The sequence below is a fragment of the Streptomyces cadmiisoli genome, from assembly GCF_003261055.1.
Lineage (GTDB): Bacteria > Actinomycetota > Actinomycetes > Streptomycetales > Streptomycetaceae > Streptomyces > Streptomyces cadmiisoli.
The window spans coordinates 7,183,114-7,198,613 of record NZ_CP030073.1 but is presented as its reverse complement, the minus strand read 5'-3'; the positions used below and the strand labels follow the sequence as shown (position 1 = coordinate 7,198,613).

Below are 15,500 nucleotides of genomic sequence, written 5' to 3'. Positions count from 1 at the left end.
TGGAGACCCACGTGTCCCCCACCTACGACGTGATCGTCATCGGCCTCGGCGGCATGGGCAGCGCCGCCGCCCACCATCTGTCGGCTCGCGGAGCCCGTGTCCTCGGCCTGGAGAAGTTCGGCCCCGTGCACAACCGGGGCTCCAGCCACGGCGGTTCGCGGATCACCCGGCAGTCGTACTTCGAGGACCCGGCGTATGTCCCGCTGCTGCTGCGCGCCTACGAGCTGTACGACGACCTGGCGCGGGCCACCGGCCGGGAGATCGCGATCCTCGGCGGCGGCGTGATGGTCGGCCGCCCGGACTCCCGGACCGTCGCCGGAGCGCTCCGCTCGGCCCGGGAGTGGGACCTGCCGCACGAGATGCTGGACGCGCGGGAGATCCGCCGGCGTTTCCCGACGCTCACCCCGCGCGACGACGAGGTGGCCCTGTACGAGAAGAAGGCCGGTCTGCTGCGCCCGGAGAACACCGTGGCCGCGCACCTCCAGCTGGCCACCCGGCAGGGCGCCGAGCTGCACTTCGAAGAGCCGATGATCCGCTGGGAGCCGTATCGGGACGGCGTGCGCGTGCACACCGCCGAGGACAGCTACACCGCGGGGCAGCTGGTGATCTGCCCGGGCGCCTGGGCACCGCGGCTGCTCACCGACATCGGGGTGCCGTGCAGGATCGAACGGCAGGTCATGTACTGGTTCCAGCCGCGGAACGGAGTCCGCCCCTTCCTCCCGGAGAACCATCCCATCTACGTCTGGGAGGACGCGCACGGCGTCCAGGTGTACGGCTTCCCGGCCATCGACGGCCCCGGGCTCGGCGCCAAGGTCGCCTTCTTCCGCAAGGGCACCGAGACCACTCCGGAGACCATCGACCGCACGGTGCGCGAGGAGGAGATCCGGGCCATGGCGGATCACATGTCCGGCTGCATCCCGGACCTGCCGGGCACCTTCCTCAAGGCCGCCACCTGCATGTACTCCACCACCCCGGACGAGCACTTCGTGATCGCCCGCCACCCCGCCCACCCGGACTCGGTCACCGTGGCCTGCGGTTTCTCCGGGCACGGGTTCAAGTTCGTGCCGGTCGTCGGCGAGATCCTCGCCGATCTGGCCCTGACCGGCACCACCGCGCACCCCATCGGCCTGTTCGCCCCCGCCCGCCTCGCCGCCGCGCCCGCCCCAGGAGCCCGCACGTGACGACGCACCGAGTGTCCCCCAGCCTGATCGCCACCCTGCCCGGCCGCTACTACACCGACCCGGAGATCTTCCGGCAGGAGCAGCGGCACCTGTTCGAGTCCCTGTGGTTCTGCGCCGTGCGCAGCGCCGACCTGGACGCACCCGGCACGTTCCGCACGGTGCAGGTCGGCCGGGAGAGCGTCGTCGTCGTCCGGAACCGCTCCGGGGAGCTGCGGGCCTTCCTCAATGTGTGCCGCCACCGCGGGGCCCGGCTGTGCACGGAGGAGTCGGGCCGGATCCGGCGCAGCCTCCAGTGCCCGTACCACGCCTGGACCTACGACCTGGACGGCAAGCTCATCGCGGCCCCGAACCTGACCGGGATGCCGGACGTGGACCGCGTCGAGTACGGCCTGATCGGGGTCGCGCTGCGCGAGTGGCTGGGCTACGCATGGGTGTGCCTGGCCGACGAACCGCCCTCGTTCGAGGAGACGGTGACGGGCGCGGCCGTCGAGCGGCTCGGTGACGCGGCGGCGATCGGGCACTACGGCGCCGAGAACCTCGCGCTCGGAAAACGCATCTCGTACGACGTGAGGGCGAACTGGAAGCTGATCGTCGAGAACTTCATGGAGTGCTATCACTGCGCGACGATCCATCCCGAACTCACCGACGTCCTGCCGGAGTTCGCCGACGGCTACGCGGCGCAGTACTACGTCGGGCACGGCGCCGAGTTCGGCGAGGACATCAAGGGCTTCACGGTGGACGGCAGCGCGGGCTTCGGCCGGCTGCCGCAGGTCACCGACGACCAGGACCGCCGCTACTACGCGATCACCGTCAAGCCGACGGTCTTCGTCAATCTGGTTCCGGACCACGTCATCGTGCACCGCATGTTCCCGCTGGCCGAGGACCGCACGGTCGTCGAGTGCGACTGGCTGTACGCGCCGGAGGTGGTGGCCTCGGGTGCCGACGTGTCGAAGTCGGTGGAGCTGTTCCACCGGGTGAACACACAGGACTTCGAGGCCTGTGAAAGAACACAGCCGGCGATGGGTTCCCGCGCGTACCGCCGGGGCGGTGTGCTGGTCCCCAACGAGCACCACATCGGGATCTTCCACGAGTGGATCGTCGAGAGACTGGGAGGCGGCCATGCCGGACCTGTTCATTGACGGCACGTGGCGCGCGGCGGTCGACGAGCGCACCCGTGAGATCCGCTGCCCGGCGGACGGGACCCCGGTCGGGGTGGTGGACGAGGCGGGCGGCAAGGACACCGCGGAGGCGATCGCCGCGGCCCGCCGCGCCTTCGACACCGGCCCGTGGCCGCACACCTCCCCCGAGGAGCGCGGCGATCTACTGCTGCGCGTGGCCGACCTGCTCGTACGGGACAAGGACGCGCTCGCCCGCGCCGAGTCCCTGGACACCGGCAAGCGGCTGGTGGAGAGCGAGTACGACATCGACGACGTCACCCGCTGCTTCCGCTACTTCGGCCGGCTGGCCGCGACCGGGACCGGGCGGGTCGTCGAGACGGGCCGCGACGGTGTGGACAGCCGGGTCGTGTACGAACCCGTCGGTGTCTGCGCGCTGATCACGCCCTGGAACTACCCGCTGCTCCAGACCTCCTGGAAGGTGGCCCCGGCCCTGGCGGCCGGCAACACCTTCGTCCTCAAGCCGAGCGAGCTCACCCCGCACAGCGCGATCCACCTCATGCGGCTGCTGACCGAGGCCGGGCTGCCGCCCGGAGCGGGGAATCTGGTCCTCGGCGCCGGTCCGGAGGCCGGAGCGCCGCTCGCCGACCACCCGGACGTGGACCTGGTCTCCTTCACCGGCGGGCTGGACACCGGCCGCCGGCTGATGGCGGCCGCGGCGGGCACCGTGAAGAAGGTCGCGCTCGAGCTCGGCGGCAAGAACCCCAACATCGTGTTCGCGGACGCCGACTTCGACACCGCCGTCGACATGGCGCTGACCGCCGTTTTCCTGCATTCGGGGCAGGTGTGCTCGGCGGGCGCGCGGCTGCTGGTCGAGGACGCGCTGCACGACCGGTTCGTGGACGAGCTGGTGCGCCGGGCCGAACTCATCCGGCTGGGCGGGCCGTTCGACGAGCGGGCGCAGACCGGGCCGCTGATCTCGGCGGCGCACCGGGCGAAGGTGGAGGCGTACGTCGCACGGGGGCTGGCCGAGGGCGCGGTGCTGCGCTGCGGCGGCGACCGGCCGTCGGGACCCGGTCTCGACGCCGGCTTCTACTACCTGCCGACCGTGCTGGACGAGTGCGCGCCCACGATGTCGGTGGTCCGGGAGGAGTCCTTCGGTCCGGTTCTGACCGTCGAGCGGTTCAGCGACGAGGACGAGGCGGTACGGCTCGCCAACGACACGGTCTACGGTCTCGCCGGCGCCGTGTGGACCGGCGACGGTGCCCGCGCCGCCCGCGTCGCGGCACGGCTGCGCCTCGGCACGGTCTGGATCAACGACTACCACCCCTATGTGCCGCAGGCCGAGTGGGGTGGCGTCAAGCAGTCCGGATCCGGGCGCGAACTCGGCCCGGCAGGGCTCGCCGAGTACCGCGAGCCGAAACACATCTGGCGCAACACCGCGCCCTCGCCCCAGGGCTGGTTCGCCTAGGGCGATCCCCCACCGGTCCCGGCACCCGCAGGAGCCGCACTTCCCACCTCCCCCAGCCCCACCAGGAGTCCGCTCATGACGACGACCGAACATCCACCCGCCGGGAAACCCGGCCACGACGACACCGAACTCGCCGAGTTCGGATACAGACCCGAGCTCAAGCGCTCGCTCGGCAACTTCCACACCTTCGCCGCCGGGATCAGCTACATCTCGATCCTGACGGGCACCTTCCAGCTGTTCTACTTCGGCTACGGCAGCGGCGGTCCCGCCTACTGGTGGTCGTGGCCGCTGGTGTTCGGCGGCCAGTTCATGGTCGCCCTGTGCTTCGCGGAGCTCGCGGCCCGCTATCCGGTGGCGGGCTCGGTCTACAACTGGTCGAAGAAGGTGGGCAATCCGCATCTGGGCTGGCTGGCGGGCTGGATGATGCTGATCGCGTCGATCGTGTCGATCGCGGCCGTCGCCCTCGCCTACCAGCTGACGCTCCCCCAGATATCTGACGTGTTCCAACTGGTGGGCGACGGCACCGGCACCTACGACGTGGCGACCAACGCGGTCATCCTGGCCGCGGTGCTGATCCTGTTCACCACCGTGGTGAACGCCTTCGGCGTCAAGCTGATGGCCAGGATCAACACGGCGGGCGTGTTCATCGAGCTGATCGCCACCGTCGTACTGATCGCCCTGTTCGCCGCGCACATCACGCGCGGCCCGCAGGTCGTGACGGACACCGCCGGGACCGGGGCCGGCCAGCCGGCCGGCTACCTCGGCGCGTTCCTGGTGGCCTCGCTGGCGTCCGCGTACGTCATGTACGGCTTCGACACGGCCGCCTCGCTCGGCGAGGAGTCCCTCGACCCGTCCCGCAACGCGCCGCGCGCCATCATCCGCGCGATCGTCGCCTCGTTCGTCCTGGGCGGGCTGGTCCTGCTGCTCGCGCTGATGAGCGTGTCGACCCTGAACGGGGACAAGCTGTCGACGGAGGGCCTCCAGTACATCGTGCTCGACGTGCTCGGCCCGACGGCCGGCAAGGCGATGCTGTGGTGCGTGCTGATCGCGGTCACGGTGTGCGCCCTGGCCGTCCACACCGCGGCGATCCGGCTGGCGTTCGCGATGGCGCGGGACAACAACCTGCCCGCGTCCGCCCTGATGGCCCGGGTCAGCCCGCGCTTCCACACGCCGGTGCTGCCGGCCGTGGTCATCGGTGTCCTCGCGCTGGCGATCCTCGTGGTCAACATCCGCCAGCCGCAGATCTTCACCGTGGTCACCAGCATCGGCATCATCATGATCTACCTCGCCTACCTCGGCGTGACCGCGCCGATGCTGGTGGCCCGGCTGCGCGGCAGGTGGCAGCCCGCCGAGGGCAGGTTCTCGCTGGGCCGGTGGGGACTGCCCGTCAACATCGCGGCGGTGCTGTGGGGGCTGGCGATGACCGTCAACCTGATCTGGCCGCGCGCCTCGGTGTACAACGCGTCGGCGCCGTTCCACTGGTACCTGCGGTGGGGTGCCGTCCTGTTCGTCGCGGTCATCGCGGGCGGCGGCTTCGCCTACTACTGGTTCGTCCAGCGCCACCGCACCGGCGTCCTCGCCGAGCACCGGCTGGAGTCCTCCGCCCGGCCCACCGCCCCGGCGGCCGACTGAAGGGGGTCAGCAGCTCATGCACACCGACGAGTTCGACTACGTCGTGGTCGGCGGCGGCACCGCGGGAAACGTGGTCGCGGCCAGACTCTCCGAGGACCCCTCGGTCACCGTGTGCGTCCTGGAAGCCGGCCCGAGCGACGTCGGCGTCGACGACGTCCTGAGGCTGGAGCGCTGGATGGGCCTGCTGGAGTCCGGCTACGACTGGGACTACCCGGTCGAGCCGCAGGAGGCCGGCAACAGCTTCCTGCGGCACGCCCGCGCCAAGGTGCTCGGCGGCTGCTCCTCGCACAACTCGTGCATCGCCTTCTGGGCCCCCGCCGAGGACCTCGACGACTGGGCCGCGGCCGGCTGCCCGGGCTGGGGCGCGGCCGACCTCTTCCCGCTCTACCGCCGGCTCGAGGCCAACGACGCGCCCGGCGACCACCACGGCCGCACCGGCCCGGTGAAGCTGCGCACCCTCAAGGGCGAGGACCCCTGCGGGGCGGCGCTGCTGGAGGCGTGCGCGCAGGCGGGCATCCCCACGGTCGGCTTCAACACGGGTACGACCGTGGTCCGCGGCGCCAACTGGTTCCAGATCAACGCCGACGAGAACAACGTCCGGCAGTCCTCCTCGGTGGCCTATCTGCATCCGGTGATGGGCAAGCGGCCGAACCTGGTCGTGCGCACGGGGGTGCGGGCCAGACGGCTGGTGCTGGAGGGACGGCGGTGCACCGGCGCCGAGTACCTGGACCCGGACCTGATCCGCACCCGGACGGTCCGGGCCCGGCGGGAGGTCGTCGTCTCGTGCGGCGCGATCGACTCGCCGAAGCTGCTGATGCTGTCCGGCATCGGCCCCGCCGAGCACCTCAGGGAGGTCGGCGTCGAGGTGACCGTGGACGCGCCGGGCGTCGGCGAGAACCTCCAGGACCATCCCGAGGGCGTCATCATGTGGGAGGCCGCCCGGCCGATGACCACCACGTCCAGCCAGTGGTGGGAGGCGGGCGTCTTCTACGACACCGAGCCGGGTCTGGACCGGCCCGACCTGATGTTCCACTACGGCTCGGTGCCCTTCGACCTCAACACGGCGCGGTGGGGCTACCCGACCTCGGAGAACGCGTTCTGCCTCACCCCGAACGTCACCCGCGCCAGGTCCCGGGGAACGGTGCGGCTGCGGACCCGGGACCACCGCGACAGGCCGAGGGTCGACCCGCGGTACTTCACGCACGAGCACGACGTGCGGGTGATGACGTACGGGCTGCGGCTGGCCCGCAGGATCGCCGCGCAGCCGGCGCTGAGCGGCTGGGCCGGCGCGGAGCTGGCGCCGGGCCCGGACGTCCGGTCGGACGGCGAACTGCTCGACTACATCCGCAAGACCCACAACACCGTCTACCACCCGTCCTGCACGGTGCGGATGGGCGCCGACGACGACCCCTCGGCCCCGCTCGACGCCCGGCTGAGGGTGAAGGGCGTCGAGGGTCTGCGGGTGGCGGACGGTTCGGTGATGCCGGATCTGGTGACGGTCAATCCGTGCATCACGACGATGGTGATCGGCGAGAAGTGCGCTGACCTGCTGAAGGAGGACGCCTGAAGTGACCCGGGGGCGTACGGGGGAACGCGTGACCGGCCACCGCCGGCGCGCGGTCCCCCGCGCTCCTCAGGAGGCGGCCGGTGCCGGGCGCTTGAACATCCGGGTGGCCGTGATCTCGCTGTGCCCGGCCTCCCCGGCCTGCGGCTGCTGCGGCAGACCGGGCCGCAGGTGCTCCTCCACGCTGATGTACTTCAGCCCCGCTCGGAGGTCCGCGTCGTTGCGCAGCCGGATGACGAGCGGGAACTCCGCGAGTGCCGTCGTGTCGAACAGACCGGTGGTGTACAGCAGCTGGACGCCGAGCGCGTCGGACACGGCCCGCTGAAGCTCCAGCAGATACGTCGCGTTGGCGCGGCCGATCGGGTTGTCCAGGAACAGCGTCCCGGCGTGCCGCTGCTTGTCACGGCCCCGGTCGTTCGACCTGAGCGCGGCCATGGTGCAGTACAGGGCGATGGCCGCGGTCAGCAGCTGACCGCCGGAGAACACGTCGCCCATCTGCCCGACGGGCACCCGCTCGGCGCGCAGGACGGCGTCCGGCTTGAGGATCTCGACGGCCACGCCCTTGGGCCGGAGCGCGGCGGCCACCCCCCGCAGCAGCAGGGACATCCCGTCGCGCCGCAGGTCGGAGTTCTTCTTCACGGCGGCCCTGGTCGCCTCGTCGATGACCTCGCCGAGCCGCTCGGTGAGGGTGGCCTGGTCGGGCTCCTCGAAGCGGATGCGCAGGAACTCCTGCCCGGACCACTCGCCGAGCCCTTCGGGCAGCCGGGACAGCCGCTGCGCGGAACGCAGGGTGGCCAGCGCCGAGTCCACCAGGCCGCGCAGCCGGTCCACGATCGAGTCCCGGTTGCGTTCCAGCTGGGCCAGTTCGTCGGTGAGGACACGCAGCCGGGGCGCGAACGCGTCGGCCCACTTCTGGGCGTGCTCCGGCAGGGTGGGCGCGGGCAGCTCGCGGATCTGCTGCCGTGCGGGGGTGCGCACCTGCTCGTAGCGGGTGGAGTTGGCGTGCCGGACCAGGATGTCACTCGCCTCGCGTACCGCCGTCTCGGCGGCCGACAGGTCGGCGGCGCAGCCGCGCAGCGACCGGCGGGCCTCCGCGGCGGACTGCCGGGCGTCCTCCAAGCCGCCCGGGTACGGCTCCGGCGACTCCGGCTCCTCGTCGCCGGGCTGCTCGCGCAACAGGTCCCGCAGCATCGCGGCGATCTCGTCGAAGCCGCCGGCCGCGTCCTGCGCGGCGCGGTGCGCGTCGAGCAGTTCGGCGTGGGCCTCCCGGGCCGCGCTCAACGCGTCGGTCCGGGCGCCCAGTTCGGCGGTGGCGGTGCGCAGCAGCGCCTGGGCGTGCTCGGCGTCGCGGGGCTGCGACTCCTCGGGCAGCTCGGTGTGCGCGTCGCCGTCCTCGGGCGCGTGCCGCTCGGCCTCGCCGCGCAGCCGGCCGAGCTGCTCGCTGGCGCTGGACATACGGGTCTCCAGGAGCTGTACGTGCTCCTCGGCGCGCGCCGCGGCGGCCTGCCGGGACGGGCCGTCGGCGCCGTCGGGGGACTCCAGCAGCAGCTCCGCGCGGGTGCGGACCTTGTTGCTCAGCCGGTCCAGCTCCGCGCGGGCCGCGCTCTCGTCGCTCTCCGCGCGGGCCTGCTCGGCCCGCAGGTCGGCGCCGACACCGACCTTCTCGTACACCTGGGAGGCGGCGCGATAGGCCTCGCGCAGTGCGGGCAGCGCCGTCCTGGGGCGGTCCGTGCCGTCGTCCGGTACGTCGTCGGGTGCGCCGGCGATCTCGGAGCGCTCGGCGCGCAACGCGCGCGCGGTGCGGCGGGCGTCGTCGGCTGCCCGCTGGGCGGCGCGCCGGTCCTCGTCGGCGACGCGGGCCCGCTCCAGACAGGTCTGCGCGCGCTCCTCGGAGTCGGCGGCCTCGTCGGCGAGTTCGCGCGACTTGACCTGCCAGCCGGCCCGCTCCCGCAGCCGGAACGCCAGTCCGGCCAGGGCGTCGGCGGCCCGTCGGGCCTTCTGCGCGGCCTCCTGGCGCTCCTCGCGCACCTGCGCCGTCTCCGCCGCGGCCTCCTCGGCCTCGGCGCGCACGGTCCGCGCCTGAACGAGCTCGGCCTCGGCCTCCTCGGCGAACGCCCGGGTGTCCCGCGCGCTCTGCGCCAGCTCGATCAGCCGCCCGGCCGGGCAGCCCGTGCGCCAGGAGGCGAGCCGGGCCGCCAGTTCCCGGTCCTTGCCGAGGCGCGCGGCGAGCGTGCGGATCTCCTCGTCGCGTTCGGTGGCCCTCGCGCGCAGGGTCTGCCGCTCCTCGTCGGCGGCGTGCTCGTCGTGCATGGCCGGGTTCGGCGGGACCAGGAAGACGTCGGCGGGCGTCGCGTCGGCGGGCGGGGTGGGGGCGAGCAGGGCGGCGGCGGTGCCGACCGCCACCGTCGAACGGGGCAGCAGCGCGGCGTCGTTCAGCGTCTCGCGGGCCCGGGCGTGGGACGCCGGGTCGGTGATGATCACGCCGTCGACCAGCTCCGGACGTGCGGCCAGCACCCGCGCGTGGTCGGCGGGGTCGACCGCTTGGGCGAGATAGCGCCAGCCGGGCAGGGCGGGGATGCCGTGCTCACCGAGGTACTCCACGGTGGCCAGCACGTCGGGGCCGGGCGGCAGCAGTCCGCCGTCGCCGAGCGCGCCCAGGATCCGGGCGTCGTCGGCGGCGGCGGTGCGCAGTTCGAACAGGTGCCGTTCGGACGAGGCGACCGTGTCGTCCAGCAGTTCGCGCAGCTCGTCGGCGAACCGGTCCAGCTCCTCGGCGTCGAGCGCCCCTTCGGCCTCGGGGCGAAGGGGACGCGGGGAGCGCCGGGTGGCGCCGTCCGCGCCGGGCGCGGGGCGGCCGCCCGTCGCGCCGTCGGCGGCGTCCGGGGCGGCGGCACCGTCGGCGGTGTCCGCCGTCGCGCCGTCGATGTCGTCGGCCCCCGCGCGGGGCGCCGGCACGCCGCCCGGTGCCGGGCGGGCGGCGGTGGGCAGGCTGAGCAGCTCGGCGAGGCGCTCCTCCGCGGCGAGCGTCTCGGCGACGCGGCGTTCGGCGTCGTAGGACCGCTCGGCCGCCGTCGCGGCGTCCGCGGCCCGGGCCGCCGTCAGCTCCGCGCGGGACTCGGCCGAGGCGGACTCCCGGGCGTGCTCGCCGGCCCGGCGGGAGGCTTCCCGCGCGGTGTCCCAGGCGGCCACCGCCGACTTCTCGGCGTCGCTGGCGGCGAGGGCGGCGCGTGCCGGGTCGGCGTCGGGGGCGCTGTCGTCCAGCCAGCCCGCGCGCACCGCCTCCGCGGTCTCCTGCTCGACCTCGGTCAGGCGCTGGCGCAGGTGCTCGGCATCGCTGCGGGCCCGTTGCGCCTGGGTGGCGGCGCCGGTGGAGTCCCGGTACGCGCTGTCGCTGACCTCCTGGAGCGCGCCGGACCGCTCCTCCTGCTCGTTGGCCAGGGTCTCGGCGCTCTCCGCGGCCGCGTGCAGGGCCCGGACCAGGTCGACGGCGGCCTTCGCCCGGGCGGCCAGCGCGGGGGCGGCGTCGCGTTCGGCCTCCTGGATGGCGACGGCGACCCGCGCGACCCGGTCGGCGGCGGCGCGGTGCCGCAGTGCGGCCTCCGCGGCCTGCCAGGCGGAGTGCAGGGTGCGTGCGTCGGCGAGTTCCCGCTTCTGCGCTGCCGCGGACTTCTCGGCGGCCGTCAGCGCCAGCGAGGCGTGCCGGTAGGCGAGTTCGGCGGCGATCAGCGCGCTGCGCTCCCGTGCCGAATCGGCGTGGGTCACGGCGTAGGCGGCGGCCGTGACGCGCTGGGCGAGGTCGGCGGCCCGCATCCGCTCCTGGGCACCGCGCGCGGACAGCCTGCGCGCCAGGGTCCGCGCCCGCCGCTCGGCGCCGGTGTGGACGTCACGGGCGCGTGCGCGGGCCTCGGCCATCTCCACGATCCGGCCGAGCAGATCGACCGAACCGGCGGTGAAGTCCCGTTCCGCGATCAGCTCGGCGCGTCGGCCCAGCTTGTTGCCGAAACCGCTGACGAGGTCGGCGAGCCCGTCGGTGTCACGGGTGTCGGTGACGGCGCGCAGCAGCAGGTCGGTGAAGTCGGAGTCCTTCTTGACCGCGAAGAGTCCGGCGGCCTCGCCCTCGTCGGCGTTCATCTCCCGCTGGTAGCGGAAGAGTTCGGGGTCGAGTCCGAGGTCCCCGAGGTGCTCGATCCACCGGTCGTGGATCTCCTCCCAGTGCACCTCCAGGTGCGGGTACGCCTTGCCCGCCTCGGTGATCGCGTCGCGGAAGCCCTTCATGGTGCGCCGGCGGCCCTGGGCGCCCGACTGGCCCTCCACGGTCGGGCGTACGGAGGTGGCCTCGGCGACGGGCAGGTTGTCCAGCGTCAGACCGGGTCCGGGCCGGAAGGAGTACCAGGCCTCGGCGAACTTCCGCGGGTCGTTGGAGACCTGCCGTCCGCGCCATTCGCTCACCTTGCCGACGACGACGCACTCGCCGGTCTGCACGTGCTGCCACTCCAGCGCGACGTGCCCGCAGTCGTCGGCGAGCAGGAACTTCCGCAGCACGCCGGAGCTGGCGCCGCCCAGCGTGTTCCGGTGGCCGGGCAGCATCACCGAGAAGATCAACTTCAGCAGGACGGACTTGCCGCCGCCGTTCTCCAGGAAGAGCACGCCCGCGGGTGCGGGCCGGCGCGGCGGACCGACCGGCTCCTCCTCGAAGAACGCCGCCTGGGTGGGCGCGGGATCGGGCACGGGCTCGCCCACTCCACGCAGGTCAAGCACGGTGTCGGCGTAGCGCGCACCGGCGGGCCCGATGGAGTAGAGGCGGACCCGGGACAGCTCGTACATGGCGGACTCTCGTAAGTCTTCGTCAGAAGGGGGCGGTTCAGGCGGTGTGGAAGGGCAGCCCGGCGTCGGCCACCAGATCCAGGTCGTCGGTGTCCTCGGCGGGCAGCAGCGTCGGGGTGCCGTCGGTGACCGGGACGACACCCAGTTCCAGCAGTTCGGCCATGGCGGCGCTGGACGCCATGTCGCGGACCTGGAGCTGGTACCGGGCGGTGGTGCGGTACGTGCCGCCGTTGTCGTCGCCCGTGCGCTGCAGGAATCCGGAGTCGGTGAGGAACGTCACGGCCTTGCCGATGATGCCTGTCGTGGAACCGGCGAGGCGGCGCGCGTCCTTCGTGGCGCCCGTCGCGCTGCGTCTGACCCAGATCCGCCAGGCGGCCTCCAGGCCGGGTGTGTCGGTGGCGGGGTCGGTGTTCTCCCCCTGGTCGGCGGCCCGCTCCTCCAGACGGCGGCACGCCTGCCGTACGAAGGCGTCGACGCCGTTGACCGTGACGCGCCCGATGTAGCCGTCGTCGGCGAGGTCCTCCGGGCGCGGGAACGCCATCGCGGCCACGGCGAGGTGCGCGAGCCCGTGCAGGAAGCGGTCGCCGGAGTCGGCGGCCGTACGGCGCGCGTAGTCGCCCATGCGAACGGCGAACACCGAGTCCTCGGCCGCGGTGACCGCCATGCCCGCGCGCGGGGAGACCTCCAGCACGATCAGTCCGAGCCCGGCGGCCACGGCGTCCGCGAGCCGCGCGAACGCCGGGTCCTCCCGGTGGCGTCGCAGCAGGTCCGCGTACTCCTGGTCCCGGGCGGGCAGCAGCTTCGGTTGCAGCCCGAACGCGACGAGCCGCGCCGCGTCGGCGGCGTCCGCGGGGGTGACGGCGGCGGGGCTCACCGCCGCCGGACCGCCTTCCGGCTCAACGTGCTCACTCACGACCGCGACTCCTCGGACTCGGCGACGAACTCGGGGCCGAAGCCCCCGGGGGTGCGCGCGATCGCGCGACGGGGCAGGAACGGCCCGCACTCGACGGGCGGGGTGGGGCTCACGCGGCCTCCGTCCGGTCGGCGGCCATGGCGACGGCGTCCAGCAGCGCGGTCCCGACGATGAGGTCGGCCCCGCCGAACTCCGGGTCGTCCAGTTCCGTCCCGTCGTCGACGGAGAACAGCAGCTTCTGCTCCCCCTGCCGGTAGGCCGTCCCCACCGCCGGGCTCGCCGCGTGCACCGCCATCAGAGCCACCAGGTACGGCAGATCGGGGTCGGTTCCGCGGGCCTGCGCCAGGAGTCCCGACAGCCGCCGCGGCGCGTCCGCAGGCAGGTCCAGCAGTTGCGTGGCCGCCGCCAGTTGCTCCTCGCTGAACCGGCTGTCGTCCGGCGTGGCGATCAGGTCCGGCTCGGGCATCTCCGCGCCCAGGTGCTCCCGCTCGACCGGCGGGGTGAGCAGGAGGTCGACGAGGTCACCGACGCGCACGGACACCGGTGTGCGCGGGCCGGTGCCGCGGGCGAAGAACGCGTCGGTGACCCGGAGCGCCCCTGCCAGCGGCAGCGGCAGCAGCGGCGCCACGAGATGGCCGTACAGATCGGTGCCGGAGGTGGTCATCGGGGTGGCGAAGGCCTGCCGGTCCTGTTCGGCCCGGAACAGCGGCCCGGCCTCCAGCAGCCGGGACTGGAGCTGGGTGTGGCGCCGGATGCAGTCCTTGACGATGTCGACCAGCTCGGCGGCGCGCCGCTTGTGCTCGGGGTCCTCCGACTCGTCGCGCGCCCTGCGGATGTTCGTGAGGATCGCGTTCTCGTGGCGGTAGCGGTCGGCGACGTGGTCGAGGGCCTCGGCGATCATGTCGGGCACGGTGCCGAGCCAGTCCACCGCGCGCACGTTGCGCCGGGTCGCCTCCAGCGCCCTGCGCAGGGTCTCCGAGTACTGGACGGTGCGGTAGCGGGCCTGTTCGGCGGCCAGCTGCGCGTCGGCGAGCCGGCCGCGGTTGATCAGCACCTCCAGCTTGACCTCGGCGGCGATCTGCGCGCTGGTGACGTCCGTGTCGAGGGCGCCGACCAGGACGTTGACGGCCTCGTCCGTGGTGCGGAGGTAGACACTGCCGCCGGGGCCCGGCACCTCCTCGATCAGCTTGAAGTCGTAGTCACGCCGGACGTAGGTGCCGTCCGACGCGAACGTGCCGTAGACCACGCGGAATCCGCGGTCCACGCTGCCGACGTTGATCAGGTTCTCCAGCACCCAGCGGGCCACGCGCTCGTGCTCGGCGACCGGGCGCCGCGGGGCCTGCGCGGCGATGCGCGGCAGCAGCCGGGCCACCACCTGGTCGTGGTCGGCGCCGGTGTCGAAGTCCATGTTGAGGGTGACCAGATCGATGGCCGCGAGGGCGACCTCCGCCATGCCGTACACCGCGTACTCGCCCGCCAGATTGGCCTTGCGCGCGTCCAGGTCGTGCAGCGGCGCGGTGCACGCGAGCGCGCGCAGCCGCCGCGCCAGTCCCTCGTCGGCGGCCGGGCCCGGAGCGGGCCGCGGCCCCGCGTTGAACTGGGGCGGAACGCTGTCCGTCGATGCAGGCGAAGTCACGGTGCACAGATTAGGTCCTCGGTCCGACAACGACCCAAACGACGCAGATGGGCCCCTGCGCCGGCGGCGACACGGACGCGGAACGGGAGCGCCGGACCGAGGCCGGGGAGAGGCGCCGGACCCGGGCGGAACGGGAGCGGCGGACCGAGGCGAGGGGGAGGCGCGGGAGGCGGGCGGAGCCGGCGCGGCGGACCCAGGCGAGGGGGAGGCGCGGGACCGGGGCCGAAGCGGGAGCGGCGGACCGATGCGGGGGAAAACGCGCCGGACCCGCGCGGAACGGGAGTGTCAGGCCGACGCGGCCGAGGGCTGCCCGTCCTCGCCCACGCGGCGCCGGTAGACCTCGACGACCCGGGCGAGGGAGTCGTCCAGGTACACGGCGAGCAGCCGCTCGGCCTCGTCCTTGGCGCCGGTCTCCAGGGCCTGGAGGATCTGGCGGTTGCGCGCGAGGTACGGCTCGTGCAGCCGGCGCGGGTCGTCCACGACGTGGAAGGCCAGGCGCAGTTCGGCGAAGACGCTGCGCATCAGTTCGTCGGTGCGGTCGCTCTCGGCGAGGGCGACCAGTTCGCGGTGGAAGTGGATGTTGGCCGTGCCCAGCCCTTTCCAGTCATTCTCGACGGCGGCCCGCTCCCCCTCGGCCACGGCCGAGGCGAGGCGGTCGAGCGCGTACGGCGGCTCCCCCAGCCCGCGGACGACGGCGCATTCGACCAGGCGTCGGGTGCGGTAGATGTCCTCGACGTCGTCCACGGTCAGGACCCGGACGAAGACACCGCGGTTCAGCTCGTGTACGAGCAGTCGTTCGTGCGTGAGCAGCCGGAACGCCTCGCGGAGCGTGTTGCGGGAGACGCCGAGCGCTCCGCCGATGCTGTCCTCCGAGAGCCGGGTCCCGGGCGGGAAGTACCCCTCGGCGATACGGCTCCTGAGGATGTCCGAGACCCGCTCGGCGGTGCTGGTGCGCCCGAGGAGCGCGCGGTCGTCGGCCAGTCCCGTCAGCTGCTCTGCCATGCCCGGAATTCAATCGCAGATACAAGAACGAAACAACACGAGTATTGAAGGATCGTTGAACGATCCCCTACCTTGCTGCGAACGGCGCGACCCCACCGCGCCACCGCTCCCTCCCCGCACGGCACGACCCGGTCCGAAAGCACCCTCCGTCCTCCCACTGCG

At 73.3% G+C, this 15,500-nt stretch carries 9 protein-coding genes; 5 read left to right on the top strand and 4 right to left on the bottom strand.

Translation table 11 applies throughout. The annotated features are described in order from the left end of the window. Positions 1 to 11 precede the first annotated feature (11 nt). From solA to DN051_RS31670, 5 genes are all read left to right on the top strand, one after another. Positions 12 to 1,181 (top strand): N-methyl-L-tryptophan oxidase, encoded by a 1,170-nt coding sequence (solA, locus tag DN051_RS31690; protein WP_112440099.1) that lies wholly within the window; start codon positions 12 to 14, stop codon positions 1,179 to 1,181. Continuing rightward, the gene (locus DN051_RS31685) at positions 1,178 to 2,320 is read left to right on the top strand and encodes an aromatic ring-hydroxylating oxygenase subunit alpha (protein ID WP_053759918.1); all 1,143 of its coding nucleotides are present in this window, start codon (positions 1,178 to 1,180) and stop codon (positions 2,318 to 2,320) included. Before solA ends, DN051_RS31685 begins: the two co-directional genes overlap by 4 nt. Then, positions 2,301 to 3,767: an aldehyde dehydrogenase family protein gene (locus tag DN051_RS31680; RefSeq protein ID WP_053759917.1), complete on the top strand. Its 1,467-nt coding sequence runs from the start codon at positions 2,301 to 2,303 to the stop codon at positions 3,765 to 3,767. The genes DN051_RS31685 and DN051_RS31680 overlap by 20 nt, the downstream gene beginning before the upstream one ends. Positions 3,768 to 3,842: 75 nt before the next feature. After that, on the top strand, positions 3,843 to 5,399 hold the full coding sequence (locus DN051_RS31675) for an APC family permease (RefSeq protein ID WP_053759916.1): 1,557 nt from the start codon (positions 3,843 to 3,845) through the stop codon (positions 5,397 to 5,399). A 16-nt stretch (positions 5,400 to 5,415) separates the two neighbouring features. Beyond that, entirely contained in the window at positions 5,416 to 6,966 is a 1,551-nt protein-coding gene (locus DN051_RS31670) for a GMC family oxidoreductase (protein WP_053759915.1), read from the top strand. A gap of 66 nt (positions 6,967 to 7,032) precedes the next feature. Here DN051_RS31670 and DN051_RS31665 read toward each other — a convergent pair whose 3' ends face one another. The 4 genes from DN051_RS31665 to DN051_RS31650 all read right to left on the bottom strand — a co-directional run bounded on the left by DN051_RS31665 (position 7,033) and on the right by DN051_RS31650 (position 15,338). Continuing rightward, positions 7,033 to 11,787, bottom strand: a complete 4,755-nt coding sequence (locus DN051_RS31665) for a hypothetical protein (RefSeq protein ID WP_053759914.1) — start codon at positions 11,785 to 11,787, stop codon at positions 7,033 to 7,035. A gap of 37 nt (positions 11,788 to 11,824) precedes the next feature. Continuing rightward, positions 11,825 to 12,700: a hypothetical protein gene (locus DN051_RS31660; protein WP_053759913.1), complete on the bottom strand. Its 876-nt coding sequence runs from the start codon at positions 12,698 to 12,700 to the stop codon at positions 11,825 to 11,827. Positions 12,701 to 12,809: 109 nt separating this feature from the next. Further along, positions 12,810 to 14,336, bottom strand: a complete 1,527-nt coding sequence (locus DN051_RS31655; protein ID WP_112440097.1) for a hypothetical protein — start codon at positions 14,334 to 14,336, stop codon at positions 12,810 to 12,812. Positions 14,337 to 14,621: 285 nt separating this feature from the next. Further along, positions 14,622 to 15,338, bottom strand: a complete 717-nt coding sequence (locus DN051_RS31650) for a GntR family transcriptional regulator (RefSeq protein ID WP_053759911.1) — start codon at positions 15,336 to 15,338, stop codon at positions 14,622 to 14,624. Positions 15,339 to 15,500: the final 162 nt, after the last annotated feature.

Bases quoted from the DNA above. Each gene is read 5' to 3' on its own strand.
- DN051_RS31680 (WP_053759917.1), top strand. From the start codon at position 2,301: ATGCCGGACCTGTTCATTGACGGCACGTGGCGCGCGGCGGTCGACGAG.
- DN051_RS31675 (WP_053759916.1), top strand. From the start codon at position 3,843: ATGACGACGACCGAACATCCACCCGCCGGGAAACCCGGCCACGACGAC.
- DN051_RS31670 (WP_053759915.1), top strand. From the start codon at position 5,416: ATGCACACCGACGAGTTCGACTACGTCGTGGTCGGCGGCGGCACCGCG.
- DN051_RS31665 (WP_053759914.1), bottom strand. From the start codon at position 11,787: ATGTACGAGCTGTCCCGGGTCCGCCTCTACTCCATCGGGCCCGCCGGT.
- DN051_RS31650 (WP_053759911.1), bottom strand. From the start codon at position 15,338: ATGGCAGAGCAGCTGACGGGACTGGCCGACGACCGCGCGCTCCTCGGG.